The organism is Petrocella sp. FN5 (assembly GCF_029210395.1).
GTDB lineage: Bacteria > Bacillota > Clostridia > Lachnospirales > Vallitaleaceae > Petrocella.
In genome coordinates this window covers 47,604-72,755 of sequence record NZ_JARGDP010000001.1, presented here as the reverse complement: position 1 = coordinate 72,755, position 25,152 = coordinate 47,604, and the positions used below count along the sequence as shown (strand labels likewise).

Genomic DNA, 25,152 nt, shown 5'->3' with positions numbered 1-25,152 from the left:
ATCTTATCCAAGTAAAAGGTTCATATTATTCATCCAAATTCGCCTTTATTCTAGTAGATTATAAAATAATTTTACTGTACAGAATCCTTGATTTACTAGGATAGTATATAATAAATCAAAACCGATGTAAAGCGTTTTCCCATAAAAGACATTTGTTTTTCTCCGGCATTAAAAAAATTTTACTACCTTATATATTTTTCTTAGATTTTATAGATTTACATGATTCCACTCGAGCTTTTTTCACCATAAGACAAAATAAATATAATTAGCAAATATATCTCTTATTCTACCTACTCTACTGTTAATAATATTGCATTTCATTGACAAAAATGTCATCTATCTATAGAATCAAGGCATACAAGGTTTTCCCAAAAGACCTTCTCACTTTCCTATAATAAAATATGGCTAAAGGGTCAAAACCATATAGTTTTGACACCTTAACAAAATATAAGGAGAAAATTATGGCTACTTTTAATGAATTGAGAATAAGCGACACCTTTATTGCAGGACTTAAACAAGATAATATTACAAATCCTACTGATATACAAAGCAAAACCATTGAGCATATCTTGGATAATAAGGACTTAATCGCTGAGGCCATCACCGGAAGTGGTAAGACGCTCGCCTATCTTTTGCCATCTTTCCAACGTATTGATACGGATACTAAAGATTTGCATACTTTAATATTAGCACCTACCCATGAACTGGTTATACAGATTCATAATGTAATTAAGACATTGGCTCAAAATTCTAACCACCCCTTAAGATCTACACCTATCATAGGTGATGTTAATATTAAACGCCAGATAGATTATTTGAAAGAAAAGCCACACATCATTGTCGGAACACCTGGACGTGTTTTGGAATTAATTCAGCTCAAAAAAATAAAAGCCCATCAAATTAAAACCTTAGTTATTGATGAAGCTGATAAGTTATTAAGTGATAGTAATGTTCAAACGGTTAAAAGTATCATCAAAACCACACTACGCGATCGTCAATTATTGGCTTTTTCCGCTTCTATCAGCGAAAAAGCCTTAGCAAGTGCAGTGTCCTTAATGAAAAGTCCTACAATCGTCAATATCGCGCCTGACAAGGTTAATCCAGCCATTGAACACTGTTTTGTTATAGCCCCACAAAGAGATAAGATAGATATGCTTAGAAAACTTATTCATGCTGTAAATCCTTCGAAGGCTATTGTCTTCATCAACAAAAATGAAGCTGTTATTGATGTTATGGAGAGACTAAATTATCACAAAATAGACGCTGTTGCTATTTTTGGTAATGCAACAAAGCAAGATCGAAAAAGAGCCATCGATCAGTTTAAGGGGGGGCAAGCCAAAGTACTTGTCGCCTCAGATCTTGTAGCACGTGGACTCGATCTTCAAAACCTATCCCATATCATCAATATGGATATTCCTGTTGACCTTAATGAATATATTCACCGCGTCGGTCGTACCGGTCGTGCCGGCGAAAAAGGTATGGCTATATCCATCATCACTTTAAGTCAATTACAAGACATCAAAAAGATTGAAAAGATAAATAATATCTGTATTCAATCAAAAGCTATTAAAAATGGACAACTTACAGACTACAAATAACTTGACTGATCATAATGTTGCTTTTCTAGTTTTTGCCTCTGGATGAACTGACCCCAAAAGCACTTCCTAAGTACCCTAAAATCAAACTTAGGCCAATAACCATCAAGATTAGATTTTGCATGACACCACCTTGATCGGGCAAAGGAATAAACGGCAGGGGACCAGATACCTGTAAATAAATCTCACTTAACACAAAATGGCTTAGTATAAGTGACAATAACCCACCCGTTAGTGTCATGCCAATACCTTCTATATAAAATGGAAGTGCAATAAAGTATTTGGGTGCACCCAACAGTTCCAAAGTATTGATTTGTTCTCTATGATGGTAAATGCCTTGTCTTATGATATGCGATAAAATCACCAATGTTGTTATGCCTACTGCAGCTATGGCAAAATAACTGACCAAATTAAGAACATCTGACATATGACTTAATCGATTCAACACCTCCTTATTATCCCTAACGAGGTCAACTTTCTCCATTTGATTGATTTGACTTACAATGGCATCTATTTCACTAAGCTCTATACCCACTTCCAAAAAGGCATCGAATGGGTTCTCTTCAAAAAAGGATAACACCTGGGCATCACCGCCTAATACGCTTTCCATTCGCTCATAAGCCTCATCCTCATTAACAAGATTGACCGATTTTACACCAAACACATTGGTGACTAGATTGGTCAACTCTATGATTTCTGCATCTGTTAAGCCCTCTTTGAAATAGACACTGATTTCTGATTCACCTTTGATGGCATCAGTCACTGAACTACTGACGTTCCAACCAGCAATAATCAATGTCAAGACAAAAAATATTAAACCTGTACTAAGTAAGGAGAAAATGTTGGATATTAAGTTTAAACGGAAAATATCAATTGATTCTTTGATGAAATAACGAAAGTTGTAAATATAAGTTTTCAATAGGATTTGCCTTGCCTTTCAATATTCACCCTGCCTCGATCCATATGAATGTACGTGGCATGAGCATGACCTTCTATTAAATGAGTTGCATGGGTTGTCATAATGACCGCTGTGTCTTTTGTTCTAAAAGATGCTAAAAGCTCTAACATCTTAATTGCATTTTCCCGATCCAAATTACCTGTAGGTTCATCTGCTAAGATAAGAGCTGGCTTTCTGGCTACTGCCCTTGCAATGGCCACTCGTTGACACTCACCCCAAGAAAGATAATCCACCTTAATATTTAATTTATCCTCAAGACCTACCTTAATCAACACAGATTGAGCTTCTTCCTCTATTTGACTCGGCTTCATACCAATAAATCGCATCCCCAGCTTAACATTATCCATAGAGGTTTTTCCTTTGATTAATCTAAACTCTTGAAAAATGGGTCCAATTTTATGTCGTATTTTACTAATGCTTTTGCTGTTACCTTTATTAATCGGCTCTCCTAGAATATTTAAGGTACCACCCGTTGGATATTCACTTCCAATAAGCAATTTCAGCAGACTCGTTTTACCCGATCCGCTAGCACCGGTAATATAAACCAGCTCTCCTTTGCCTACTTTTAGATTAAAAGGTTTAACGGCTACTGTGCCATCACTATAAATCAACTCTAAATCATGTGCCTCTATCATTTTTTCTCCTTCTAAAACAAATTAATTTGTACCGCAAGTATTAAGTCATTCTCTTTAGACTTTGCCGTCTTGATTTTATTGTTACCAATAATTGGCTTTAGGTTCAACCTTAGACCGCCATCTTCAAAAAGCTCATTCATCAATTGAGTATTCAGCGGCATGTCATAAAAGGTACCTGTTTCAGGAGTAAACACCAGTTCAGTGCCATCTATAACTTGAAAATTACCATTTACACTCAAATGTTTACTAGGTACTGATAACTGAATATAACCTTCCTCAAACTCAAATTCCAGCTCCGGAATATCCGGATTCTGTACAATAGCATCATTAAAAACCTTTTCAGATATTATGGCATCAAAGCCTGACATAGATAACCTAAGCTTCATAGCATCTTCAGGTAGACTACCACTTTCAGCTAATTTAGAGAACCCTTCACTGGCTTGAACAAACATAGGCTTAAGTACTTTCCACGCCGTGTTAATCTCATATAGAATATTCTCAAAAAAAACTCTCTTATCTAATAGATCTGTTAAATAGGCTTCTTTTTCTGCCCTTGTTGCTTTTATCTCGCCCACAACTTGTCCTAGTCTATCCTGCTCCTTTTCCAAGTTAATCAGTTGTTCAGCTAATGACTCTTTTTCTATTCCTAGACGTTGTTGTACATCCTCTAAGTGGTTCAATAGCGCTCCGGTATTTTGTGTCAAATCTCTAAGTATATTCAGTCGTCTCAAAAAATCAGATAAATGATCCGAGTCAAGCAAGATTTCTAAGAATGTACCAACGCCTCTTTTCTGATACGCTCTCAAAATATGTTCTAGAATATCCCTGTTTTCATTAAAAGCATTTTCCTCATCTACAATTCTTTTTTCTAGCTCTTGTATTTGGGCATAATACCTGTCAATATCCTCTGATAAGGTCACTTCATCCGCCTCAAGCAACATTATTTCTTGTTCAATACGGTACAAATCCGACAAAATTATAGCTTCTTCTTCATCAATTTGTAGAATTTGATTTTCAGCTTCTGTAACCACTTCCATATTAACGGTGGCATATGACCAAGAATAAACAGAAAGAACCATTACCAAAAGTATCCCTATGATTCTCGTATGTGTTTTTATCATTATTATCTTTACGCCTCTTTCTTGTGAAATTATAAAGCCTCATTCTTGTTATAACATCAACAAAAATGAGGCTATGAAATGAAAAGCATCCATCTACACACAACTATACCTTGTTGTTTGAGCCTCCGGCTTTTTGATTAAGTTTGCCTTTTTGGCTAGATCCTATTTTTTTATCGGGTTTCATTTTTTGCTTGTTACTTTGTGTTGCCTTCTTCTGCTCTAATATTTTTTTCATCATTTCTTGATTTTTCTCTGACATGTGTACTCCTTTAATGTAACTTTCATATTTGGTTAAGGTGTCAAAACTATATATTGTATGTGAACTTAGTAAAACTTATTTTTGATCTTTCAACCATATTTGTTGCTGTAAATGTATTATATCATTAAATATATTTTTATTCATCATTTTTTATTTTGATAACCTCATTCAATCATGTATAATAAAAATATATTGTCTTTTTTAGATATGATCAAACTACTAATTGAGCGCTATAAAACATACACAGAAAGGTAAGTGGCAACACTTAAGGGTCATCCATGAAAGGTTGGATTATCTACAAAGTATCCAAAGAAGCATTAAATGAAACACACTATGAAATCAATCGTTTTATTGAGGAAGCTGAAAAAATGGGCATAGATATTGAAGTCTACTGTCCTGATCAAATTGATATTATCGTCACAAGGGAAGATGAAAAAAGCATCTATGTCAATGGAGAATTTACTGATTTACCTGACTTTGTACTCCCTAGAATGGGATCCGGTACGACTTATTTTGCTTTGGCACTGATTCGACATATTGAAAGATTGGGCATCCCGTGTATCAATACATCCCTTAGCATTGAAACGGTTAAAGACAAACTTTTTTCTCATCAAATTTTGGCCCAGCGTAATTTACCTGTACCAAAAACCATGCTTCTTAAGTTCCCGGTTGAGATTCCACTCATTAAACGTCTTTTTTCTTTCCCCATTGTTATAAAAACCCTATCCGGCTCTTTAGGCAAAGGTGTTTTTATGGCTGAGAGTGAAGATGCCTTCAAAAACAGCACTCGTATTATTGAAATAGCTAACCCACAGCTTAATATCATTTTGCAAGAAATGATGACCGACAGTCTCGGCCGGGATTTGCGTGTTTTTGTAGTTGGTGGCCGCATTATCGGATGTATGCATCGACAAGCCGGTGATGATGATTTCCGAGCCAACTATTCTGCCGGCGGTTCTGTTACACCTTATACTTTAACGCCTGCAATTGAATGGCTGGCTCTTGAGGCTACAAAGGTATTAGGACTTGATATTTCCGGTGTGGATTTACTCTTTGACGGGGATCATTTCAAGATTTGTGAAGTCAATTCTTCACCTATGTTCAAGGGTATGGAGTCTTGTGTCAATGTTAATGTACCACACGAAATATATGAATATATAAAAACACGTTTGCATAGATAATCAGGAGGTTTTATGAAAATAAATTTTGCAGAACCGGCTCTTCTCATCAGGCCGGGTAACTTTATACAAGAAAATCATTATTATCATAAGGTGGTAAATGCTCAAATTAGTCCCTTGGTACTTTTTTTCCTTAATATGGACATAGAAAGAATCATCGAACGTTACTGCCATCTGAATCCAAGAGTGGACAGTGAAGGTCTCACAAGACTTCTTACTTATCGTCCTAACCACATACAGTGGTCAGGTACAGACCTTTTTCATGTAACCACCGCTAACGGAAAAAGACAGATGGTTGTCATCGAAACCAATTCATCACCCTCCGGTCAAAAATCTATGCCACTATTGTTCGACCAAGAAGAAATGGGTGGCTATCAACGTCTTATTGAGACTTCCTTTTTACCTCTTGTCAAAGAAAAGCGCGTTGTAAGTGGTCATTACGCTGTAATCTACGATAAAAATGAAATGGAAGCTTCCGGTTATGCTGCAGCACTTGCACAAATCACAGGTGAGGATGTCTATTTGGCCTCCTTTTATGATGGTGACCCGAATCCTAGTGTACGATTTGTGGATGAAATCATGGAGGTCCGTGACAAAGATGGACACTGGTTTCCAATCAAAGCTGCTATTCGTTATGTGACTCAAACACCCTGGAACCGCATTCCTGTCAAATCCAAAACACTAATCTATAATCCTATTATTGCTTGTCTTGCAGGTGGTCGAAATAAGCGGATGGCCGCAAAAGCTTATGACTTTTATAATGGTGATCTAAAAAATTATGGCCTTAAAATAAATACACCAGAAACCATAAAAGATGTAAAACTCAACGAGATTCCTTTGTGGGTGGATCGATTTGGCGGACATGCTGTCATAAAAAATCCATATAGCAATGCCGGCCAAGGTGTTTATACCATTACTTGTAAACAAGAACTGGATTATTTTATGTCTTTAAGCCATCCTTATGAAGATTTCATCGTACAGAGTCTTATTGGTAATTATCACTGGAGTACCCAGGGTAGTGATGGTCTGTATTACCATGTAGGTATGGTTCCTAATAAAAAGAAAGAAATCTATGTGGCCGATCTAAGGTTTATGATTGCATCTACACCAAGTGGCTATCGACCTATAGCCATGTATGCCAGGAGAGCTGAAAAACCTCTGACAACCAATTTAGACCCTTTAGAAGACTCATGGCAAATACTTGGTACCAATTTATCCATTAAAATGATAGATGGATGGGCAAGTGAAACCGGTCGACTTAAGTTGGTGGATCAAAAAGACTTTAACCAGTTAGGTCTTAGTCTTGATAGTCTAATTGAAGGCTATATACAGTCTGTATTGTCCACTATAGCCATTGACAAATTAGCTGCCGAACTCGTCAACACCAAAAAACAGCTTCGAAGAAAACTCTTCATGGCCATAAACGGTGACCCCATACTCATGAATGAAATTATTACATAAACATAGAGATTACCTCAAGATTTGATAAAGAGCCCACAAAAAAAGTCATCCCCCCCGGAATGACTTTTTTGTGTGTTTTTTTAAGAATTCTTTTTACTCATACTTCTTGTCGTTACAACATTAATACCTGTACCCAATAAATTCTCTATAACAATCTGTCTTACTTTAACGGGTGCTTCAACAACGATTTTATTGATTTCATCCATCGCTTCAAAAATCAAACCTTTAGGAATCTCGTCCTCTGTGAATACCGGTACACGATTTAGAAAGCCATTTTTTATTGCTACAGTTGTACACAATGTACGTGTTGGATGTGTTAACTCTGCTTTTGCATATTCAGGGCCACGTTTACATGCGTTCCCAGTTACTATAAACTCGTCACCGTTTTGCTCAACTTCCATTAAACATCCAACGGGACATGCAATACATACTAATTCTACTTTGTTATCTGCCATCTTATGCATCCTCCCCTACAATAGAAAATACCAGTTCGCCTTCAGCTTTCGCCAAATCGGAAGGTTTTAGTTTGACTTGTTCCATTTCTCCCGGCGCCAAATGACGTCGTTTAATTGACTTAATCACTGTATCTCCTGATTTCACTTCTAAACGCATATTGGAGTATACATTGTTTACACGCATAAACATAACCAGTTCATCCTCAACGTTATCTACCAAAATTTTACTTGGCACAACATAGGTAATACCAAAACCAGTATTGGCTTCTACAATTTTACCTTCTGTAGCTTTTTCATTTTTAATGTATTTTGCCGCATTAAGGCCTGCACGTCGACTTTCTTGAGTTACAAAGTCAACTAGGTCGTGGACATGAACAACGTTACCGCAAGCAAAAATACCTTCAACACTGGTTTCCATAGACTCATTAACAAATGGTCCTGATGTAACGGGATTAAGTTTGATACCCGCTTTTTTAGAAAGCTCATTTTCAGGAATCAATCCAACAGATAGTAATAATGTATCTACTTCATATTCTTTTTCAGTTCCTGGAATTGGTCTAAAATTCTCATCTACTTGAGCAACAATAACTTTTTCAAGACGATCCTTACCTTCTATCTTGATGATTGTATGGCTTAGTAATAGTGGAATATTATAGTCATCTAGACACTGTACAATATTACGTTTTAATCCACCGGAAAACGGCATCAATTCAGCAACACCTAACACTTCTGCGCCTTCAAGAACCATACGTCTTGCCATGATCAGCCCTATATCACCTGATCCTAAGATAAATACTTTTTTGCCTGGCATAAAGCCTTCCATATTGGTATATCTTTGTGCCGTTCCTGCTGAATAGACACCAGATGGTCTATAGCCTGGGATGTTGATTGCGCCTCTTGTACGTTCTCTACATCCCATAGCCATAATAACAGCTTTCGCTTGGAAGGTCTGATAGCCCGTCTTTGGGTTAATAACATGAACAACTTTTTCTGGTGTAACATCAAGAACCATTGTATCTACTACATAATCAATATTCATGGATTTTGCTTCTTCAATAAAACGCTCCGCATACTCAGGTCCTGTTAATTGTTCCTTAAATATGTGTAGCCCAAAACCGTTATGGATACATTGTTGTAGTATACCGCCAACCTCACGGTCTCTTTCAATAATCAAAATACTATCTACATCATTCTTTTTTGCCTCTATAGCGGCAGCCAAACCTGCTGGTCCACCACCGACAACAATCAAATCATAATTTTGCATAGTTTTGTCCTCTCTTTTATTCTTCTACATTTTTTGTTCTGCCGGTTAATATATACGCTTTAGGCGAGTCATAACTCACTTGATTCATCGACTTACCAAGTTCTCTAGATAGAATCTCTATAACACGTGGCTCACAAAAACCACCTTGGCAACGACCCATGCCTGCTCTTGTACGTTTCTTAACAGATTTCACAGTGGTTGCACCAACATTACGATGGATTGCATCCATGATTTCGCCTTCTGTAACTGTTTCACATCTACATATAACACGACCATAAAGAGGATTCTCTTTAACTAAAGCTGCTTTTTCTTCTGTATCTAACTCATCAAAACGAATGAATGGACGACGAACCGGATTAAAAGTTGGGTTTGGCTCAAAGCCACCGTTTCTTTCTTTAATCTGATCAGCTACATATACCGCTACAGCAGGTGCTGCAGATAGACCAGGAGATTCAAAGCCACCTACGTTGAAAAAGCCTTGTACGTCCGGTGTTTCACCAAGTACAAAGTCATGGGTTGTTGAAGTCGCTCTAAGCCCTGAAAAAGAACGAATGACTTTTCTATTATCAATTTTACTGGTTGTTAAAGCAGCAGCCTCACGAATCATAGCAAGCTCAGGGGCTGTTGTACTAACATCTTCTCTATCATCTACAAATACTGAATCCGGTCCAATAAGTAGGTTTCCATGCACCGTTGGCGCTACCAAAATACCTTTACCGACATCTGAAGGACATTGGAAAAGTACAGTATTAACAAGGGTGCCTATATCTTTATCCATGATGAAATATTGACCTTTTCTTGCTTGAATCTCAAAAGTTGGTGCTGCAATCATATTGTTGATTTTATCTGAAAATACACCTGCAGCATTCACAACATATTTTGTTTGGAAGTCTTGTTGATCTGTTTTTACTGTAAACACATCTCCGTCTTTTTTGATGTCTTCAACTGTGGTATTCAAAAACAACTCTGCACCATTATCCATTGCATTTTCCATACAGGCAATAGCCACTTCCCATGAAGAAATAATGCCGGCTGTTGGTGCATAAAGAGCACCAAAAATAGTATCATTTACATTTGGCTCCATCTCAAGAACTTCTTCTTTGGTTAATAATTTTTGATCCGGAACGCCATTTTCAATACCTCTTTCATAAAGAAGTTCAATGGTTGCTAAGTCTGCTTCTGAAAATGCAAGCACAAGCGATCCAACTCTTTTAAAAGGTATATCTAATTCTTCTGTGAGTTGTGTATACATTGCGTTACCCTTTGCATTAAACTTTCCTTTATTCTTGTAGGGCTCTGCGTCATACCCCGCGTGAATAATGGCACTGTTTGCCATGGTTGTTTCATTTGCAACATCGTTTTCTTTGTCAATTACAGCTATTTTCAGCTTATATCTTGACAACTCTCTTGCAATAGACGTGCCCGCTACGCCGGCACCAATTATTACTACATCATACATTTTATTGCCTCCTTAAAAGTGTTTTAAATATGTTTCCATCTATTGTAATTATTTGATCTGAAAAACCTAGCCTTCTGTTTATCACATCAAATAATTAATAAAAAAGGCCGCACATATCCAGTAAGTCTGAAAAGATGTACGGCCTCTCAATATGATGCCATTTACTACTTTTTAATTATCTCTCTATACCGGTATCTTTATTAGTCAGTCCAAGCTTGTGCGCGGCTAACAGCTTTTTGCCATCCAGCATAAAGCTCATCTGCATTATCAATTGAAGGCTCAAAACGACGATCTAGGTTCCAAGAATCAATAACAGATTGCTTGCTTTCCCAGAATCCAACTGCAAGTCCTGCAAGGTAAGCAGCACCAAGAGCTGTTGTTTCGATAACTTCTGGACGCTCAACTGGCGCTTTTACGATATCTGCTTGGAATTGCATTAAGAAGTTGTTAGCGCAAGCGCCACCGTCTACTTTAAGTGCAGCCAATGTGATACCTGAATCTTCTTGCATTGCGTCAAGTACGTCTCTTGTTTGATATGCTAATGATTCTAATGTTGCGCGAACGATATGGTTTTTACCAGTACCACGAGTCAATCCAAGGATTGCGCCACGTGCATACATATCCCAGTAAGGTGCGCCAAGTCCAGCAAATGCAGGAACAACGTAAACGCCATCTGTACTGCTAACTTGAGTTGCAAAATACTCACTGTCTTTTGCACTGTCTAGTATTTTAACTTCATCTCTTAACCATTGGATGGCTGCACCAGCTATAAATATTGAACCTTCAAGAGCATATTCAACTTTACCGTCAACACCCCATGCGATTGTAGTTAAAAGACCTTTAGTTGATGGAATCATTTCTTCGCCAGTGTTCATAAGCATGAAGCAACCGGTTCCGTAAGTGTTTTTAGCCATACCTTTTTCGAAGCAAGCTTGTCCAAACAATGCTGCTTGTTGGTCGCCAGCCGCGCCAGATATTGGTGTATTTCCACCAAGTAATGCTGTGTATCCATAAACTTCACTTGATTGTTTAACAGCTGGAAGCATAGAAGTTGGCACTGTCAATGCTTCTAATAATTTATCGTCCCACTTAAGGTCACGAATGTTGTACATTAATGTTCTTGATGCGTTTGAGTATTCAGTAACGTGTGCTTGACCTTTTGTCAAGTTCCAGATTAACCATGTGTCCATAGTACCGAACAATAATTTACCTTCGTTAGCTTTTTCTCTTGCGCCTTCAACGTTGTCAAGGATCCATTTTACTTTTGTGCCTGAGAAGTAAGCGTCAATTACAAGACCAGTGTTTAAATGAACATATTCAGTTAAACCTTGAGCTTTTAATTCTTCACAGATACCAACTGTTTGACGAGATTGCCATACAATTGCGTTATAAACAGGTTGTCCAGTTGTTTTGTCCCAAACAACAGTTGTTTCTCTTTGGTTAGTAATACCAATGGTAGCTACTTCTTCAGCTGTAGCATTAACTTTTTTCATTGCTTCCATCATAACACTTCTTTGTGATTCCCATATTTCAAGTGCATCATGCTCTACCCAACTCGGATTAGGATAGATTTGAGTGAACTCTTTTTGAGCTACTGAAGCGATTTGTCCGTCATGCGTAAAAAGAATAGCTCTACAGCTAGTAGTACCTTGGTCTAACGCCATTACATATTTTTTTGCCATATTCTAAATACCTCCATATTATATTGATATACCTTCTTTTATACAGTTACCCATAATATATTTCTGTAAATTACCTATTATAGTTCTTTTATTGTTAATTGGCACTCATGCGTTCGTTACTTATCCCATACAGGATAGTAAGAAACCACCCAAAACACCGCCAACGATTGCAAATAATGCGTTTACTAAACCTTTGCCCATGTCTGCTTTGTCCACGACAACGTTCGCTGCGAACAAACCAACACCTGCTGCATAAGCCATATCAATCCATGCTGCGCCTGTTTGATAGATTAATCCAACGCCATGGTTAAGTGACCATGCTGTACCTACGATAAAGCCGGCTGCCAACCAACCACCGATTGGTCCAAAGTTTGATACTAATTCGCCCCAAATTATTCTGATTAAAAAGGCAAATATAAATCCTCCTGAAAATGTAGCTAATCCTAATTGTAGAGTCATTTGTCTTCCCTCCTAATCTTTCTTGAGTGCTGAATTTTGTAGTAAACCGCCAACGATACCACCAGTAATACCACCTAAAGATACGATGATCATTGTTGGTAAAGAATCAACAACCACTTGGAATGTTCCTGCTTCAAATGCGCCACGTGCTGTACCGGCAACGCCTATACCTAGAGCCATATCTACCCAAGCTCCATCGTTGTTGTGAACGCCGATAAAGTGATTCATAAACCACATTGTTGAAATGATAGCAAATCCAGCAAACCAACCGCCACCAATTCCGTATGCACCTGCAAAAGCGCCCCAAACGCTCATTACAAACATGCCGGCAATTGCTGCTCCTAAAATTGTACCTAAATGTTTCATGTTTTTACCTCCCAAGATAAAATTAAGTTTTGTGTTGATCAGGCCTTTGTTATCATGCATCATTTTAACTTGACCGGTAATGATGCACAAAAAAAGAAAGCACAGTTGATACATTAAGAATGTGAAAATCAATACTAATTTCCAACTTCTTGATCTACACGGCTCTCAAACTCTCGACCTAATCGTTATTAACTTATAAGACAACTATACATTATCAACAAACCATTTGTCAAGTTCATTTTTTCTTGTTGCACATTGACGAAAAGAGAGTGACTGTCGACATGTTTGTTAAACTTTTAACTTAATCTTGCTGTTATTTTAGGTGTTTTCCTTAACTATACCATATTTTTTCACTACTGGTTGAAATCGAAGTTGCACCTGCTTTAAGGGCTTCAAGTACTTCCTGTTTATATTCAATCAAACCGCCTACAATAATAGGCACAGATAACTCTTTGCTCATTACTGTTGTAATCTTAGGAATAATACCAGGCATGATTTCTACCGCATCCGGCTTCATACCTTTAATCGTCGCAATACCGGCATTTATTGACTTCGAGTCCAACATAAATAAGCGTTGAATAACCAACATGTCCATCTCTTTTGCTTTTTTGGTTAGGCTGGATTTGGTGGTTACAATACCTGTTGGATTAATCTCCGATTGGATATAACGAAGTGCATAATTATCATGAGAAAAGCCATGAATTAGATCGATGTGAATAAAGACTTTTTTGTCGTTGGCTTTGGCGTAATTCACATCATCTTTCAATGTCAATATATCACCATAAAGCATAAAAATCACATTACATGGTGATTTAATGGCTTTTTCCATATGTTCTCTTGAACTGACCGCTGCAATAATCGGATTGTCGATTAAGATATCATTTATTTGCGATTTAGACATTCTTTTTCCTCCAAGTGTTTATTGAACTTACCGTTGCTAAATGTACTATAAATATACACAAAAGTCAAGCAATACCGGTCATACGTAGCCTTAATAGTATGTATTTTTTTAATCAACATTGTATACAATAAACGATTGCCTTCCACTAATTCGTTATTTAATTATCAAGGTTGAGTTCAGTATCTTATATTATATTTCTTTTATTATAATTATTCAACGCTTTTATGTATGGTTGGTTTTTTAGTTTAATTTAGTAAATTTGGTTAAAGGGTAAAAGCCACCTACACAAGGGACAAATAACATGTTCTTTATCCCTTTTCAAGAATATGCAATAAAGAAGTAGGCCCACCGGCCTACTTCTTTATTGCTCCGACAATACTTTTATAAAATCACGCATATAGTCCGGTAAATCCGGTGGTCTTCTAGCAGAAATCAGATGACCATCCACCACACTTGGTTCATCCAGCCACGTTGCACCTGCATTTATCATATCATGTTTAATGCCCGGTGTACTCGTTACCTTTTTACCTTTTAATATATCTGCCGATATGAGTACCCACCCTGCATGGCAAATTTCTCCAATAACTTTCTTTTCTTGATCCATACGTTTTGTTATGGTCAAAACCTCATCAAAACGACGCAATTTATCCGGTGCCCATCCACCCGGTACCAACAATGCATCAAATTCCATGCCCACAGCCTCTGCAAAATCCATATCCGATGTGGCCGGCACGCCATATTTGCCAATATAGGTTTCCCCCTTCTTTTCACCTGCTAAGACCACCTCTGCACCTTCTTCTCTAAGACGGTATATAGGATACCACAGCTCAAGGTCCTCAAAATCTGTATGAACAAATGCTAACACTTTTTTGCTTTTTAATTTCATTCTTTCGTCCTTTCTTGTTAATTTTATTTTTTCCAAATGGTTCAAGGGTAAAACCATCTTAATTATCATGTGTCTTTTACGTATGTTTTTCTACTAATAAATTGTAAATCTTTTCTGCGTTTTCAGCATAACTTTCTTTGGAGAGTGATTTCACAATCTCTAGACCACGTTCACGCATCGCCACCGTTTTACTTGGATGATTTATAGCATCCGTTATTTGATGCTTCAATTCTGATTCTGTTTTAAATAAGCGACCCGATTCACCTTCCATCACAATCCCTTTGACATTTGTATCGTCATAAACAACAACGCCAAGCTCAGATGCCATGGCTTCAATAATGGTTAGCCCTTGTGTTTCTGTATATGACGCACTCACAAATACGTCTGCCATTTTATAATACTGGCCGATTTCTTCATAGGGAACTCTTCCAACAAATATAACATGTTTATCAAGATTTAGCGCGTCATATTGTTTTAACAATGGATTCAAATAAGGTCCATCTCCAACGATTACTAACTTAAGTTGCTTATGCAATTTTGTAAGTTCAGGCATTTGTCCTAGTAAAAATTCAATATTTTTTTCTTTACTTATACGCCCTAAGGATAGCAACACAAAGTCACTTTCATTAATATGATATTTTCGCCTAAGTGCCGCTATAGCTAACTCATCCGCTTCAATTTTAGCAAATTTGTCTATGTCAATACCCGTCGGAAGGATATGAATGTCATTCTTGATGCCATACTTTCTAAGAGATACCAATGTTTTATCTGTTGGTGCGATAATGCAGCTGTATTTCTTCGCATAGACTTTACAGCTTTTAGTTACCATTTTTTTTACTACTCTTTGTCCGTACTTTAAGTTGTAGATATAATGGGTGTAATCTTCATACATGGTATGATAGGTGTGGACCAAGGGAACATCCAATATCTTAGCCATATATTTACCAAACAAGCCCACGGAAAATTCAGTATGTGTATGTACCAAATCTAGTTCTAAAGCCTTAATCATTCTTATTAAAGGTACATTAAAAGAAATACCTAATCTAAATTCATTCATCCTAATAATTGGTATGGACTTGATTCGAATAACATTTATACTTTCTTCAATATGATGGGGTACCTTGACGGTAATTATGGTTACTTTATGCCCTCTTTTTTCAAGTTCCTCTTGTAGCATCATAACTGAAGTCACAACACCATTAATCTGGGGGTAATAGCAATCTGTAAAAATACCAATATTCATTTAACCACCTCAACCAACGTTAAATACGTTATTTTTAACTCTCTAAGTTTAGTCCTGTCCAAATCAGTATAACAAACTTTTATTAAATAACCGTTAAGACTTTCTTAGGTTTTCTTAAAGGGATTAACCTTCAAACTTAAATTTATAGTGGTCCAATTTTAACTCATCTCTAATCTCAATCAATTCTTTTTGTACCGCTTCATTAACAGGTACACCTTTGTCTTTTCTGAACAATCCATGATTATATTCTTTTTCTCCCGCTGTGAATATTGCCTCTTCACCAGGCGCTTTAGTAGAAACTCTCAGTTCTCTTAGAATATCACCTGTTGTTTTTTTAAAACTCTCAAGGCCCATAAAGGCTTCTGTATCAATGGCGATAAAAAAATGACCTAGATGATATGGCACTTTTTCACCCTTCTCACCAATGCCTGTTAACATTCTTAGAAAGTTGCCTTGTTGTAGTGCCGCAGACAAGACTTCAACTACAGTCGCATAACCATAGCCTTTGTACCCTGCCAATGTTTCACCTATACCGCCAAGAGGTGCCAGAGCCGCATTGCCACTAACCAAATCTTCAAGAATCTGTTCAGAATCCGTCATTGCTTTACCATCTCGTCCAATAACCATTCCTTCCGGTGTGTCTTTTCCAACACGTGCAAAATACTCAATTTTGCCTCTTTGTGTAATAGATGTCGCACAATCTAATATAAAAGGAAAAGGCTCATCAGTAGGTAGACCAAAGGTCAATGGGTTTGTCCCTAACATATTTTCTACACCAAAGGTGGGCGCTATAGAAGGTCTTGCATTGGTTCCTGTAATACCTATACATCCGGCTTTTGTAGCCATTTCTGCATAGTAACCCGCAATACCGTAATGTGTTGAGTTCCTAACAGCAACCATACCCATCCCATATTTTTTTGCTTTTTCTATAGCCATGGACATGGCTTTATAGCCAATGACTTGGCCCATACCATCATGACCATCTATTACGGCTGTTGTAGCCGTTTCTCTTAAGACTTCAAAATCCGTTATCGGTTTTTGAATCCGGGCTTTTATTCGATCTAAGTATATCGGTTTGAAGCGATTGACGCCATGAGAGTCAATACCTTTACGATCTGAAGCTATAAGAACATCTGTGCAAATAGTTGCATCTTCTTCTGGTACGCCATAACCTATAAAAGCTTCTTTAACAAACCCGGTAATGGTTTCCCAATCCACATAAACTTGTTCCATTGTACATTCCTCCTTTAAATCTGTTGACACGTATAATCATCTGTTTGCATATGGTTTTGACGCCTAACCATAACATTATTATAACACGTTTCTACCTCATCTGAACAATTAAGCACCATTTGAAGCATGTCCGTAAGCGGTATTATTATTCGAATCTATTCGGATTGGTTTCATCATCCTTTGGCATTGTTTTTAGTGTTATAAGATGAATTGTGACCCCTGTACCTATGGCAACCAACAAAATCTTGACGTGGAAAATTGGTGCTAGATATATTGAAAACCCTAATGATCCCCATAGGAAAAGTAAGGCACTTATTCTGGTTCTTTTTTTTATCGCCTTGTATTCTATATAATTATGGATATAACTACCAAATGTCTTATGGTTCATAATCCAATGATACATTTTCTTTGAACTTCTCAAATAACAATAAGATGCCAAAAGTAAAAAAGGGGTTGTCGGTAATAAAGGTAAGAAAATACCTAACACACCCAAAAAAACCGCTATGGTGCCTATGGTTAATAAAAAGTATTTCCTTGTTTTAACGTAAAACTTATTCATACCATCACCCAACTTATTATCTTTCCTAGACTTTTACATTGTATACAATCTTGTCAGTTCTAAAATCAGGTTACCATCTTTTTTCTCTACAATCGCCGAGTCCACCATAGCGCAGATTAATGTGATTTCGTCATCCTCATCTGTTTCTCCTGCTAGTTGCCAATAATATTCTTCGATTTCTCTTTGGCGCTGGCTATTTAAGCGCTTTGATAGCTGGTCAATATAAGCATCATCAAGATTCGTATGATAATCTACAATCTTTATGATACATTTTTCCTTCGTAATGACAATCTTAAAATCTAATTCGTTGGTATCTTCTTTTAGAAATAAGGTCGTCAGCTCATCGACCATACGGCTTATTTTCTTCACTTCATGTCTCATAATGATTATTCTCCTTTTTTAAATGCGTCAATAATAGGTATTAAGAACCCCGCAACCAAACCGCCTGCAAAACCATTGTTGTACAAATTTATACCGCCATGGATGACACCTACATTGGTAACGAGAGTGAGGTGCAGTATACCGGCAATAATACCAATGATTGGTCCGAATGAACCGGCTATTGGTGCTATGGTTGTGGAAAATAGTATAGAAATGATAAATCCGGTACTCGTAAAATCATAGCCAAAAATAAAACCACCTAATAGGACACCCAAAACAATGGGTAAGCAGTTTTTCGGGTGCTTACCAAAAGCGCCGAAACCAACAATGGTTAATATACCTGCTATAACCGGTCCGTTTACAATACCACCTAGCAGAAGAACCAAAGTGGTACTTAATATACCTAATAAACCCATATTGATAAATGTTATACCATAACCTACAAGTTCTGTGAAGTCAGTTATGGTACGACCTCTATACTTAAGTATATTCTTATATTCTTCAAAGCCTCGATTATTGACTCTATATCCCATTAATACAAGGTAGGCAAACAATAGATACAGCATAATAACAATGGTCATATGTTGATTGGTATCTAATATATTAACCGGTGCTATATGCATCTTGAAATTTCGAAGTAAACTTGTAAAAACAGTTCCCACAATGCCTGCTGTAAAACCGATATTATAAAGGTTATAGCCATCATGAAATTTTAACATATGAGAGGATAAAGGTACAATGATAAAACCAATAAGGGTCCCAATCAAGGCTCCCATAAAATAGTTAAATCCCTTGTCAAAATACCCACCAAATGTTATTTCACTGACAATCGGTGCTAAAGCTGTGCTGAACATAATGATTAAAATAATATTCTTCATAGCAATCCCTTGCCTACGTGCATAAAGATAACCGCCTAAATATATAGGCATAATATTTAGAATATTTTTTCCAAAAAAGGAAAACCCAATCACTGTAAAAATTGCAGCAATGAGTAATCCGTTAATCCTCATCTCAAAACGTCTCAATAAATATATGTTGAATATGCCAACCAAGGCTGCATTTACAAAAGTAGCACCTACACCGCCAACTTTCAAAAAATCTGTCAACAGTGTTGTTGGCGAAAATAATATAGCCATGAGTCCTTCAAGTAGGTTCTCATGGGTAGCAATGCCGTATATAATACCAAAAACCATAAACACCAGCGGAAAAACACTAAGAATAAGTTGCTTGCCTTCTTTCTGTAGCTCTTTCTCTTCATACGAATTGGAATAAATCATCTTGTCTCCTCCAAGAAGCTGTATTTTCTTTTTTTTTATTATTGTTTAAAGGGTCAAAACCATCCTTAGAACAAAAGTGACTTCTTATATAATAATGTAAGCCATTGTATTTCACAAGCTTTATTCACTCTCCAACTAAAAGTATTGACAAGGCTTTATATTTGTTATATAGTTAATTACATAAGTAGTTAACCGAAGAAGAAAGGGTGTATGCCTGATGAAAATTGATTTTGGCAGTCAAGTTCCTATTTACCTTCAAATATCTCAATCCATTGAAGATGATATCATACGTGATATTTTTGAAGAAGAGACACAGATACCATCAACGACAGAAGTTTCTATGAACTATAATATTAATCCTGCAACCATTGCTAAGGGCTTCAACCTTCTCGTCGATGAAGGCATACTTTATAAAAAAAGAGGTGTTGGTATGTTTGTAGCAAAAGGTGCAAAAAAAACGCTTATTAGAAAACAAAAAGAACATTTTTATGAGAAGTATGTGGTAAGCCTCTTAACTGAAGCTGATAAACTTGGCATCAAGCTAGAAGATCTCATAAAAATGTTAACAGGAGGTCCTGATTATGAATAATATTGAACTTAAAAATATCACAAAATACTATAATGCCAATTGTGCACTTCAAGAAGTATCTCTAATTTTTGAAGAAAAAAGAATCTATGGTTTACTAGGACGTAATGGTGCTGGAAAGACCACTCTGCTTAACTTAATAACGAATCGTATTTTTCCGACTAAGGGCTACATAACTCTATCTGACCTCCCCATTAGAGAAAATGATGCTCTTCTTGAGCGCATCTTCTATATGACCGAAAGCAATCTTTATCCTGAGAGTATGAAAATTCATGAGGTGTTTCGTTGGACTCAGACTTTTTATTCGAATTTCGACTTGACCTATGCCAATAGGTTGTGTGAGAAATTCGACTTGAATCCTAATAAAAAATTCAAAGCACTTTCCACCGGATACAATACCATTGCCAAACTGATTATTGCTTTAGCCTCAAATGCTGAAATGCTGATTTTTGACGAGCCAATATTAGGTCTTGATGCCCATCATAGGACGCTTTTTTATAAAGAACTTCTTGCCCACTATATCAAAACACCAAAAACCATTATTCTTTCCACACATATAATAGAAGAAATAGCTGACTTGCTTGAATGGGTCGTCATTCTTGGCAATCAAAAAGTACTTATCAATGAAAGTGTGGCATCCTTAATGAATCGTGCCTATGCTATTACCGGTAAATCATCAGATGTTGAAGCCTTTGTACAGAATAGGAAAGCTCTAGATCTCGAGTATTTGGGCAACTATTGTAAAGCCATTCTTCTTGAAGAACCGACAGAAGACTCACTTAAACTCATGAAGCAAATGGGACTTGAACAAGCAAAAGTCGGTTTACAAGAACTCTTCATAAAACTAACGAATGTAGGAGGTGTTCATCATGAAATCTCTAAAGTTGGCTAAATTCCATATACGAATGATGCTACCTTCCACTATGATATACTACATGATTTTTATTATGGTTATTTCTTTCCTGGCTGTCAGTAATTCAAATAGTGGTCAGAATTCTTCTTCCTCCGGACTTGAGTTTTCAACCGTTGTGTTTCTTTTTATTATGGGTCTAAATGCCTTCAAAGAAAACTTCAACTTCTCTCAAGCCAATAATCTATCAAGAAAAGCTTTTTTTAGCGGGTTATTACTTGCCATTTTACCAATAGCATTCTTAATGTCAATTATTGACCTGGTTATAAATCGTATTTATAATATTTTCGTTCCTTCACCAACGAATTATGACATGATTTATGGTACTTTTCGTGATACAGGTATGTTTGATTGGAATACGATGGAATATGTATGGAAGCAAAGCAATACTTTTTTCACACTTTCTTCTACAGTCATTTGGCAATTTGCCGCATATGTGCTTTTCTTTGCATTGGGTGTTGTCATTACGATGGTTTATTTCAGAAGTAATAATCTTGTGAAGGTCATTGTCTCCGTTGCCCCTATAGCACTCCTTGTATTGCTTAGGAATTTAGTCGGCTTTCTACCAAAAACCTGGCTACTTAGTTTTGGTGCATTCATCGACACTATTTTTGGTTGGCAAACCAGGAACCCCTATATGGCTGTATTAACTTTCTTCATCCTAAGTTTGTTTCTGGCTGGATGCTTCTATTTACTACTGAGAAAAGCAGAGGCAAGAGAATAATGATTTTTTCCAAACAAAGCGTCTAATCTCCTTTTGCCTCTTAAATGTTAACGATTTAATTCCCTTAACGCTAAAGCAATCGTAAGCATTTCCTAGAGAATAAAAAAGAACCGACTCGGATGTCAATCCAATCGGTTCTATTTTTATCTTGGGTTTTATTTGTTGAAGAATGCTTTAAGATTCTTGGCTACATCATTTTCATCTGATCCATTGACAAGAATTCTGATCTTATCTCCATGGGCTGCGCCAAGGGTCAATATGCCTAGAATGCTTTTGGGGTTTACTTCTAGGTCATCTTTTATAATCTTAATATCTGCCAACGCCTTCTGACATACTTTAACCAGTTCGGCCGCCGGTCTTGCGTGTAAGCCTTCTTCAAAGCCTACTGTTGTTGTGAATTCTACCATGTTTTACACCTCTGTTTTTTTCTTTAGCATACCTATAAGGATTGCTGTTACAGCTGTACCTGCAAGGATTGCTACAATATACATTGCTACGTTTTCAACTGCAAAAAATACGAACAGTCCACCGTGAGGCACCGATAAAGTCGCGTTAAATGCCATTGATAAGGCACCAGTCACTGCAGCACCTGCCATGATGGAAGGAATAACACGAAGTGGATCTGCTGCTGCAAAAGGAATCGCACCTTCTGTTATAAAACTAGCGCCAAGCACTGCAGCCGCTTTTCCGGCTTCTTTTTCTGCTAAGGTGAATTTATCCTTAAATATAAATGTTGCGACTGCAAGTCCAAGTGGTGGCACCATGCCCGCTGCCATAACAGCCGCCATAATCGCTGAGCCAGTTCCTGCAACCAACGTACCGGTTCCAAAAGCATAGGCCGCTTTGTTGACAGGACCACCCATATCAAAGGCCATCATTAATCCGATAATTAATCCTAGAAGAATTGCATTCGTACCCGACATACCTGTTAGGAAGTTATTCATTGCTGTGTTAATGGCCGCAACTGGTGCGCCTATAATATAGAAAAATGATAAACCGACAATCAATGAACCAAATACAGGTATAATTAATACCGGCATAATACCTTGAAGTGTTTTAGGTAATTTAATATACTTCTTAATCAGGTTGACCACATAACCGGCCATAAATCCGGCAACGATGGCGCCAAGGAAACCTGCGTTCAATTGAACCGCTACTGAACCACCGATCATACCTACAGCCAAACCGGGTCGATCCGCTATAGAATAGGCAATATAACCGGCTAGTACAGGAATCATAAGTGCAAAACCTGCACCACCACCGATGTTCATTAAATAAGCTGCCAAAGTACCTTCTTGTTGAAAGGCGTCATAACCAAACATAAAACTAAGTGCAATGGCAATACCACCAGCTACAACGAAGGGTATCATAAAGGATACACCATTCATCAAATGTTTATAAGCACCCTTGCTTTCATCTTTTCTTTTTGCTTTGATACCAGCAACGTCATCTACAAGGTTGCTACCTGATGCTTTATAAACAGGTGCTTTTAGTGCGTCCTCAATTAATTTGTTTGCGTCCTTAAGTGCATCACTTACTGCCACAGATACCAGTTTTTTCCCAGAAAACCGTTCCATAGGCACAGATGTGTCACAGGCTAAGATTATGGCGTCGGCTGCTGCAATGTCTTCACTGGTTAGTTCGTTTTCGACACCTACAGAACCCCTTGTTTCTACTTTGATTTCATAACCTTTTTTCTTTGCTGCTTCTTCAATGGCCTCTGCTGCCATATACGTGTGTGCGATACCCGTTGGACATGCTGTTACTGCTAAAATCCTCATTTTCATTCCTCCTATACAATTTTTGTTAAAGCTATAGCCTTGAAATGGCGACTTCCTTCGCTCTCACCGTCAAAGTTAATGCTTCAATGGGCATATGACTTTGAGTGCTGATGGCGATAGAACTTGATGCCACTCCATATGACAGTGCCTTTATCAAACAATCAAGCTCATCACAATCTTGATGTGTTTTCAATCCGTAGATGAATCCTGCCAGCATTGCATCACCTGCGCCGACTGTACTTACCACCTTAAGTGGCAAAATGCCTGCCGATAGTGCATACCTTTCACTGACCAGAATACTACCCTCTTCGCCCATGGACACCAGTACATAATTGACGCCATAATCATCAATTACTTTTTTGCATGCATGGACAATACGCTCCTTACTCTCAAGCTTCATATCAAGCGCCGCTTCCAGTTCATGGATATTCGGCTTAATCAGATACGGTGATCCTTTAAGGCTTTCTAATAAAATTCTGTCATCCGCATCAATGATTACCTTTGTAACGCCTTTTAGTTTCTCTGCAATTTCCCTATAATACCTATTAGATATGCCTTCCGGAAGACTGCCACTGAGTACCACATATTCGCTGTTTTTTCCTGCCTCTAAGATTTTTGCAGTCATGGCTTCCCGTTCACCGTCTGTAACCTTAAAACCAATTTCGTTGATATCCGTCGTTCTATAATTCTGGTCAGGTTCAACAATCTTAACATTGGTTCGAGTACTACCACTGACCAGTATTGCATCAATCGGGATGCCATCTGCCTGGGCATGATTCTTAATACCTTCAAAATTATCCCGTCCGGCAAAACATATGGCTTTTGTTGCCTCACTAAGACTCGATATAATTCGTGCAACATTAATACTTTTACCCCCAAGGGTTACGACTTGCCTTTGAGCTCTATGCACTTGACCCACTGTTAATCCCCTGATTTCGATAATCTTATCAATTGCCGGGTTAAGCGTCACCGTCGTAATCATACATGCCCGCCTCCTTTTTTGTTGCTTCAACCAATAAGACACCTTCAAGCTTAAACTTCTCTTTGATTTCATCCTCTTCAAGAGATGAAGTGATGATGGTGTCAACTGCGCTGATTGGTAATATTTCACACAATGCTACTTTATTGAACTTACTGGCATCTGCAAGAATATACCTTTCTCTTCCTTTTTCTAATATTGCCCGCTTCATTTCCGCTTCTTCAAAATCAGGTGTTGTTAATCCATACTCAAGGCTTATGGCATTAACGCCTATAAACACCTTGTTTATGCGGAATCTTCGTATGGTATCAATAGCCAACTGTCCTACAACTGCAAGTGTGTTGTTTCTAATTCTGCCCCCAAGAATAAATTGCTCTGCCTTAGGGTTTCCGGCTATAAACTGAGTAAAATGAGGTGCATTGGTAAAGACATTGATTTTTATTCTGCTTCTACCAATTAATTTGGCCAACTCAATGGTTGTTGTTCCCCCATCTAAGAAAATGCTGTCATTCTCCCGCAAATAAGAAAAAGCTACTTTTGCGATTTGTTTTTTTTCATATAGATAGACACCTTCTTTTTCATTATAAGTGTCTTCTTTTTCAATGGGCACATTGGACTGAATAATGGCACCACCATGTACCCTTTCAAGTTTTTCTTCATCCTCAAGTACCGTCAAATCCCTACGAATCGTTGCTTCCGAAGCCATAAGTTGATCACATAGATTTTTAACAGTTGCACTTTTATTGGCGTATAGAATCTCAATAATCTTCTGTCTTCTTTCTTCTGGCATCATAAGCTCA

27 protein-coding genes are annotated in these 25,152 nt (G+C 37.4%); 6 read left to right on the top strand and 21 right to left on the bottom strand.

The window, feature by feature from the left end; translation table 11 throughout:
* The first annotated feature begins 461 nt into the window (after positions 1–461).
* The gene (locus P0N36_RS00370; RefSeq protein ID WP_330683917.1) at positions 462–1,598 is read left to right on the top strand and encodes a DEAD/DEAH box helicase; all 1,137 of its coding nucleotides are present in this window, start codon (positions 462–464) and stop codon (positions 1,596–1,598) included.
* 25 nt (positions 1,599–1,623) lie between these two features.
* On the opposite strand, the gene P0N36_RS00365 is transcribed toward P0N36_RS00370, so the two are convergent.
* From P0N36_RS00365 to P0N36_RS00350, 4 genes are all read right to left on the bottom strand, one after another.
* Positions 1,624–2,397: a cell division protein FtsX gene (locus P0N36_RS00365; RefSeq protein WP_275840704.1), complete on the bottom strand. Its 774-nt coding sequence runs from the start codon at positions 2,395–2,397 to the stop codon at positions 1,624–1,626.
* Positions 2,398–2,510: 113 nt separating this feature from the next.
* Positions 2,511–3,188 (bottom strand): cell division ATP-binding protein FtsE, encoded by a 678-nt coding sequence (locus P0N36_RS00360; protein WP_275840703.1) that lies wholly within the window; start codon positions 3,186–3,188, stop codon positions 2,511–2,513.
* 11 nt (positions 3,189–3,199) lie between these two features.
* Positions 3,200–4,309, bottom strand: coding sequence for a coiled-coil domain-containing protein (locus P0N36_RS00355; RefSeq protein WP_275840702.1), 1,110 nt, complete (start codon positions 4,307–4,309; stop codon positions 3,200–3,202).
* A gap of 103 nt (positions 4,310–4,412) precedes the next feature.
* Positions 4,413–4,568 (bottom strand): hypothetical protein, encoded by a 156-nt coding sequence (locus P0N36_RS00350; RefSeq protein ID WP_275840700.1) that lies wholly within the window; start codon positions 4,566–4,568, stop codon positions 4,413–4,415.
* 278 nt (positions 4,569–4,846) lie between these two features.
* Between P0N36_RS00350 and P0N36_RS00345 the strand changes: the two genes are divergently transcribed.
* Together P0N36_RS00345 and P0N36_RS00340 are read left to right on the top strand one after the other, a co-directional pair.
* On the top strand, positions 4,847–5,749 hold the full coding sequence (locus P0N36_RS00345; protein WP_275840699.1) for an ATP-grasp domain-containing protein: 903 nt from the start codon (positions 4,847–4,849) through the stop codon (positions 5,747–5,749).
* 12 nt (positions 5,750–5,761) lie between these two features.
* A complete protein-coding gene (locus P0N36_RS00340; protein WP_275840697.1) occupies positions 5,762–7,207 on the top strand; it encodes a hypothetical protein in 1,446 nt (481 codons plus the stop codon).
* Between the two features lie 80 nt (positions 7,208–7,287).
* Here the strand turns inward: P0N36_RS00340 and P0N36_RS00335 are convergent, their stop codons facing one another.
* The 13 genes from P0N36_RS00335 to P0N36_RS00275 form a co-directional block, all read right to left on the bottom strand.
* Positions 7,288–7,662, bottom strand: coding sequence for a DUF1667 domain-containing protein (locus tag P0N36_RS00335; protein ID WP_275840696.1), 375 nt, complete (start codon positions 7,660–7,662; stop codon positions 7,288–7,290).
* A gap of 1 nt (position 7,663) precedes the next feature.
* Positions 7,664–8,926, bottom strand: coding sequence for an NAD(P)/FAD-dependent oxidoreductase (locus tag P0N36_RS00330; protein WP_275840695.1), 1,263 nt, complete (start codon positions 8,924–8,926; stop codon positions 7,664–7,666).
* A 16-nt stretch (positions 8,927–8,942) separates the two neighbouring features.
* A complete protein-coding gene (locus tag P0N36_RS00325) occupies positions 8,943–10,385 on the bottom strand; it encodes an NAD(P)/FAD-dependent oxidoreductase (protein WP_275840694.1) in 1,443 nt (480 codons plus the stop codon).
* Between the two features lie 200 nt (positions 10,386–10,585).
* Positions 10,586–12,067, bottom strand: coding sequence for a glycerol kinase GlpK (gene glpK, locus P0N36_RS00320; RefSeq protein WP_275840693.1), 1,482 nt, complete (start codon positions 12,065–12,067; stop codon positions 10,586–10,588).
* Between the two features lie 120 nt (positions 12,068–12,187).
* Entirely contained in the window at positions 12,188–12,526 is a 339-nt protein-coding gene (locus P0N36_RS00315; protein WP_275840692.1) for a Lin0368 family putative glycerol transporter subunit, read from the bottom strand.
* A gap of 12 nt (positions 12,527–12,538) precedes the next feature.
* Positions 12,539–12,892, bottom strand: coding sequence for a Lin0368 family putative glycerol transporter subunit (locus P0N36_RS00310; RefSeq protein ID WP_442957178.1), 354 nt, complete (start codon positions 12,890–12,892; stop codon positions 12,539–12,541).
* Between the two features lie 331 nt (positions 12,893–13,223).
* Complete coding sequence (locus P0N36_RS00305) at positions 13,224–13,793, bottom strand: glycerol-3-phosphate responsive antiterminator (protein WP_275840690.1); 570 nt, start codon at positions 13,791–13,793, stop codon at positions 13,224–13,226.
* 361 nt (positions 13,794–14,154) lie between these two features.
* Complete coding sequence (locus P0N36_RS00300) at positions 14,155–14,679, bottom strand: type 1 glutamine amidotransferase domain-containing protein (protein ID WP_275840689.1); 525 nt, start codon at positions 14,677–14,679, stop codon at positions 14,155–14,157.
* A gap of 76 nt (positions 14,680–14,755) precedes the next feature.
* Positions 14,756–15,922 (bottom strand): glycosyltransferase family 4 protein, encoded by a 1,167-nt coding sequence (locus P0N36_RS00295; protein WP_275840688.1) that lies wholly within the window; start codon positions 15,920–15,922, stop codon positions 14,756–14,758.
* A 123-nt stretch (positions 15,923–16,045) separates the two neighbouring features.
* Entirely contained in the window at positions 16,046–17,155 is a 1,110-nt protein-coding gene (locus P0N36_RS00290) for an Ldh family oxidoreductase (protein ID WP_275840687.1), read from the bottom strand.
* Between the two features lie 145 nt (positions 17,156–17,300).
* Positions 17,301–17,714 carry a YbaN family protein gene (locus P0N36_RS00285; protein WP_275840686.1) on the bottom strand — a complete coding sequence of 138 codons (414 nt, stop codon included), beginning with the start codon at positions 17,712–17,714 and terminating at the stop codon, positions 17,301–17,303.
* Positions 17,715–17,747: 33 nt separating this feature from the next.
* Positions 17,748–18,095 (bottom strand): hypothetical protein, encoded by a 348-nt coding sequence (locus P0N36_RS00280; RefSeq protein ID WP_275840684.1) that lies wholly within the window; start codon positions 18,093–18,095, stop codon positions 17,748–17,750.
* A 5-nt stretch (positions 18,096–18,100) separates the two neighbouring features.
* Complete coding sequence (locus tag P0N36_RS00275) at positions 18,101–19,372, bottom strand: DUF1576 domain-containing protein (protein ID WP_275840683.1); 1,272 nt, start codon at positions 19,370–19,372, stop codon at positions 18,101–18,103.
* Positions 19,373–19,589: 217 nt separating this feature from the next.
* Between P0N36_RS00275 and P0N36_RS00270 the strand changes: the two genes are divergently transcribed.
* The 3 genes from P0N36_RS00270 to P0N36_RS00260 are packed head-to-tail and all read left to right on the top strand — an operon-like array spanning position 19,590 to position 21,592.
* Positions 19,590–19,961: a GntR family transcriptional regulator gene (locus P0N36_RS00270; RefSeq protein ID WP_275840682.1), complete on the top strand. Its 372-nt coding sequence runs from the start codon at positions 19,590–19,592 to the stop codon at positions 19,959–19,961.
* Positions 19,954–20,850 carry an ATP-binding cassette domain-containing protein gene (locus P0N36_RS00265; RefSeq protein WP_275840681.1) on the top strand — a complete coding sequence of 299 codons (897 nt, stop codon included), beginning with the start codon at positions 19,954–19,956 and terminating at the stop codon, positions 20,848–20,850. Before P0N36_RS00270 ends, P0N36_RS00265 begins: the two co-directional genes overlap by 8 nt.
* Positions 20,828–21,592 carry a hypothetical protein gene (locus tag P0N36_RS00260; protein ID WP_275840680.1) on the top strand — a complete coding sequence of 255 codons (765 nt, stop codon included), beginning with the start codon at positions 20,828–20,830 and terminating at the stop codon, positions 21,590–21,592. The genes P0N36_RS00265 and P0N36_RS00260 overlap by 23 nt, the downstream gene beginning before the upstream one ends.
* Before the next feature lie 155 nt (positions 21,593–21,747).
* Here P0N36_RS00260 and P0N36_RS00255 read toward each other — a convergent pair whose 3' ends face one another.
* Genes P0N36_RS00255 through P0N36_RS00240 form a run of 4 tightly spaced genes read right to left on the bottom strand, consistent with a single transcriptional unit; the run spans position 21,748 to position 25,145 of the window.
* Positions 21,748–21,999 carry an HPr family phosphocarrier protein gene (locus P0N36_RS00255; RefSeq protein WP_125136386.1) on the bottom strand — a complete coding sequence of 84 codons (252 nt, stop codon included), beginning with the start codon at positions 21,997–21,999 and terminating at the stop codon, positions 21,748–21,750.
* A 3-nt stretch (positions 22,000–22,002) separates the two neighbouring features.
* Positions 22,003–23,373, bottom strand: coding sequence for a PTS fructose transporter subunit IIC (locus P0N36_RS00250; RefSeq protein ID WP_330683916.1), 1,371 nt, complete (start codon positions 23,371–23,373; stop codon positions 22,003–22,005).
* Between the two features lie 31 nt (positions 23,374–23,404).
* Positions 23,405–24,355 carry a 1-phosphofructokinase family hexose kinase gene (locus P0N36_RS00245; RefSeq protein ID WP_275840677.1) on the bottom strand — a complete coding sequence of 317 codons (951 nt, stop codon included), beginning with the start codon at positions 24,353–24,355 and terminating at the stop codon, positions 23,405–23,407.
* On the bottom strand, positions 24,333–25,145 hold the full coding sequence (locus tag P0N36_RS00240; RefSeq protein WP_125136389.1) for a DeoR/GlpR family DNA-binding transcription regulator: 813 nt from the start codon (positions 25,143–25,145) through the stop codon (positions 24,333–24,335). The genes P0N36_RS00245 and P0N36_RS00240 overlap by 23 nt, the downstream gene beginning before the upstream one ends.
* Positions 25,146–25,152 lie beyond the last annotated feature (7 nt).

What these genes read in the sequence shown, in the direction of transcription:
- P0N36_RS00370 (WP_330683917.1), top strand. Translation starts at nt 462, where the DNA reads ATGGCTACTTTTAATGAATTGAGAATAAGCGACACCTTTATTGCAGGA.
- P0N36_RS00360 (WP_275840703.1), bottom strand. Translation starts at nt 3,188, where the DNA reads ATGATAGAGGCACATGATTTAGAGTTGATTTATAGTGATGGCACAGTA.
- P0N36_RS00355 (WP_275840702.1), bottom strand. Translation starts at nt 4,309, where the DNA reads ATGATAAAAACACATACGAGAATCATAGGGATACTTTTGGTAATGGTT.
- P0N36_RS00350 (WP_275840700.1), bottom strand. Translation starts at nt 4,568, where the DNA reads ATGTCAGAGAAAAATCAAGAAATGATGAAAAAAATATTAGAGCAGAAG.
- P0N36_RS00345 (WP_275840699.1), top strand. Translation starts at nt 4,847, where the DNA reads ATGAAAGGTTGGATTATCTACAAAGTATCCAAAGAAGCATTAAATGAA.
- P0N36_RS00340 (WP_275840697.1), top strand. Translation starts at nt 5,762, where the DNA reads ATGAAAATAAATTTTGCAGAACCGGCTCTTCTCATCAGGCCGGGTAAC.
- P0N36_RS00335 (WP_275840696.1), bottom strand. Translation starts at nt 7,662, where the DNA reads ATGGCAGATAACAAAGTAGAATTAGTATGTATTGCATGTCCCGTTGGA.
- P0N36_RS00330 (WP_275840695.1), bottom strand. Translation starts at nt 8,926, where the DNA reads ATGCAAAATTATGATTTGATTGTTGTCGGTGGTGGACCAGCAGGTTTG.
- P0N36_RS00325 (WP_275840694.1), bottom strand. Translation starts at nt 10,385, where the DNA reads ATGTATGATGTAGTAATAATTGGTGCCGGCGTAGCGGGCACGTCTATT.
- glpK (WP_275840693.1), bottom strand. Translation starts at nt 12,067, where the DNA reads ATGGCAAAAAAATATGTAATGGCGTTAGACCAAGGTACTACTAGCTGT.
- P0N36_RS00315 (WP_275840692.1), bottom strand. Translation starts at nt 12,526, where the DNA reads ATGACTCTACAATTAGGATTAGCTACATTTTCAGGAGGATTTATATTT.
- P0N36_RS00310 (WP_442957178.1), bottom strand. Translation starts at nt 12,892, where the DNA reads ATGAAACATTTAGGTACAATTTTAGGAGCAGCAATTGCCGGCATGTTT.
- P0N36_RS00305 (WP_275840690.1), bottom strand. Translation starts at nt 13,793, where the DNA reads ATGTCTAAATCGCAAATAAATGATATCTTAATCGACAATCCGATTATT.
- P0N36_RS00300 (WP_275840689.1), bottom strand. Translation starts at nt 14,679, where the DNA reads ATGAAATTAAAAAGCAAAAAAGTGTTAGCATTTGTTCATACAGATTTT.
- P0N36_RS00295 (WP_275840688.1), bottom strand. Translation starts at nt 15,922, where the DNA reads ATGAATATTGGTATTTTTACAGATTGCTATTACCCCCAGATTAATGGT.
- P0N36_RS00290 (WP_275840687.1), bottom strand. Translation starts at nt 17,155, where the DNA reads ATGGAACAAGTTTATGTGGATTGGGAAACCATTACCGGGTTTGTTAAA.
- P0N36_RS00285 (WP_275840686.1), bottom strand. Translation starts at nt 17,714, where the DNA reads ATGAATAAGTTTTACGTTAAAACAAGGAAATACTTTTTATTAACCATA.
- P0N36_RS00280 (WP_275840684.1), bottom strand. Translation starts at nt 18,095, where the DNA reads ATGAGACATGAAGTGAAGAAAATAAGCCGTATGGTCGATGAGCTGACG.
- P0N36_RS00275 (WP_275840683.1), bottom strand. Translation starts at nt 19,372, where the DNA reads ATGATTTATTCCAATTCGTATGAAGAGAAAGAGCTACAGAAAGAAGGC.
- P0N36_RS00270 (WP_275840682.1), top strand. Translation starts at nt 19,590, where the DNA reads ATGAAAATTGATTTTGGCAGTCAAGTTCCTATTTACCTTCAAATATCT.
- P0N36_RS00265 (WP_275840681.1), top strand. Translation starts at nt 19,954, where the DNA reads ATGAATAATATTGAACTTAAAAATATCACAAAATACTATAATGCCAAT.
- P0N36_RS00260 (WP_275840680.1), top strand. Translation starts at nt 20,828, where the DNA reads ATGAAATCTCTAAAGTTGGCTAAATTCCATATACGAATGATGCTACCT.
- P0N36_RS00255 (WP_125136386.1), bottom strand. Translation starts at nt 21,999, where the DNA reads ATGGTAGAATTCACAACAACAGTAGGCTTTGAAGAAGGCTTACACGCA.
- P0N36_RS00250 (WP_330683916.1), bottom strand. Translation starts at nt 23,373, where the DNA reads ATGAGGATTTTAGCAGTAACAGCATGTCCAACGGGTATCGCACACACG.
- P0N36_RS00245 (WP_275840677.1), bottom strand. Translation starts at nt 24,355, where the DNA reads ATGATTACGACGGTGACGCTTAACCCGGCAATTGATAAGATTATCGAA.
- P0N36_RS00240 (WP_125136389.1), bottom strand. Translation starts at nt 25,145, where the DNA reads ATGATGCCAGAAGAAAGAAGACAGAAGATTATTGAGATTCTATACGCC.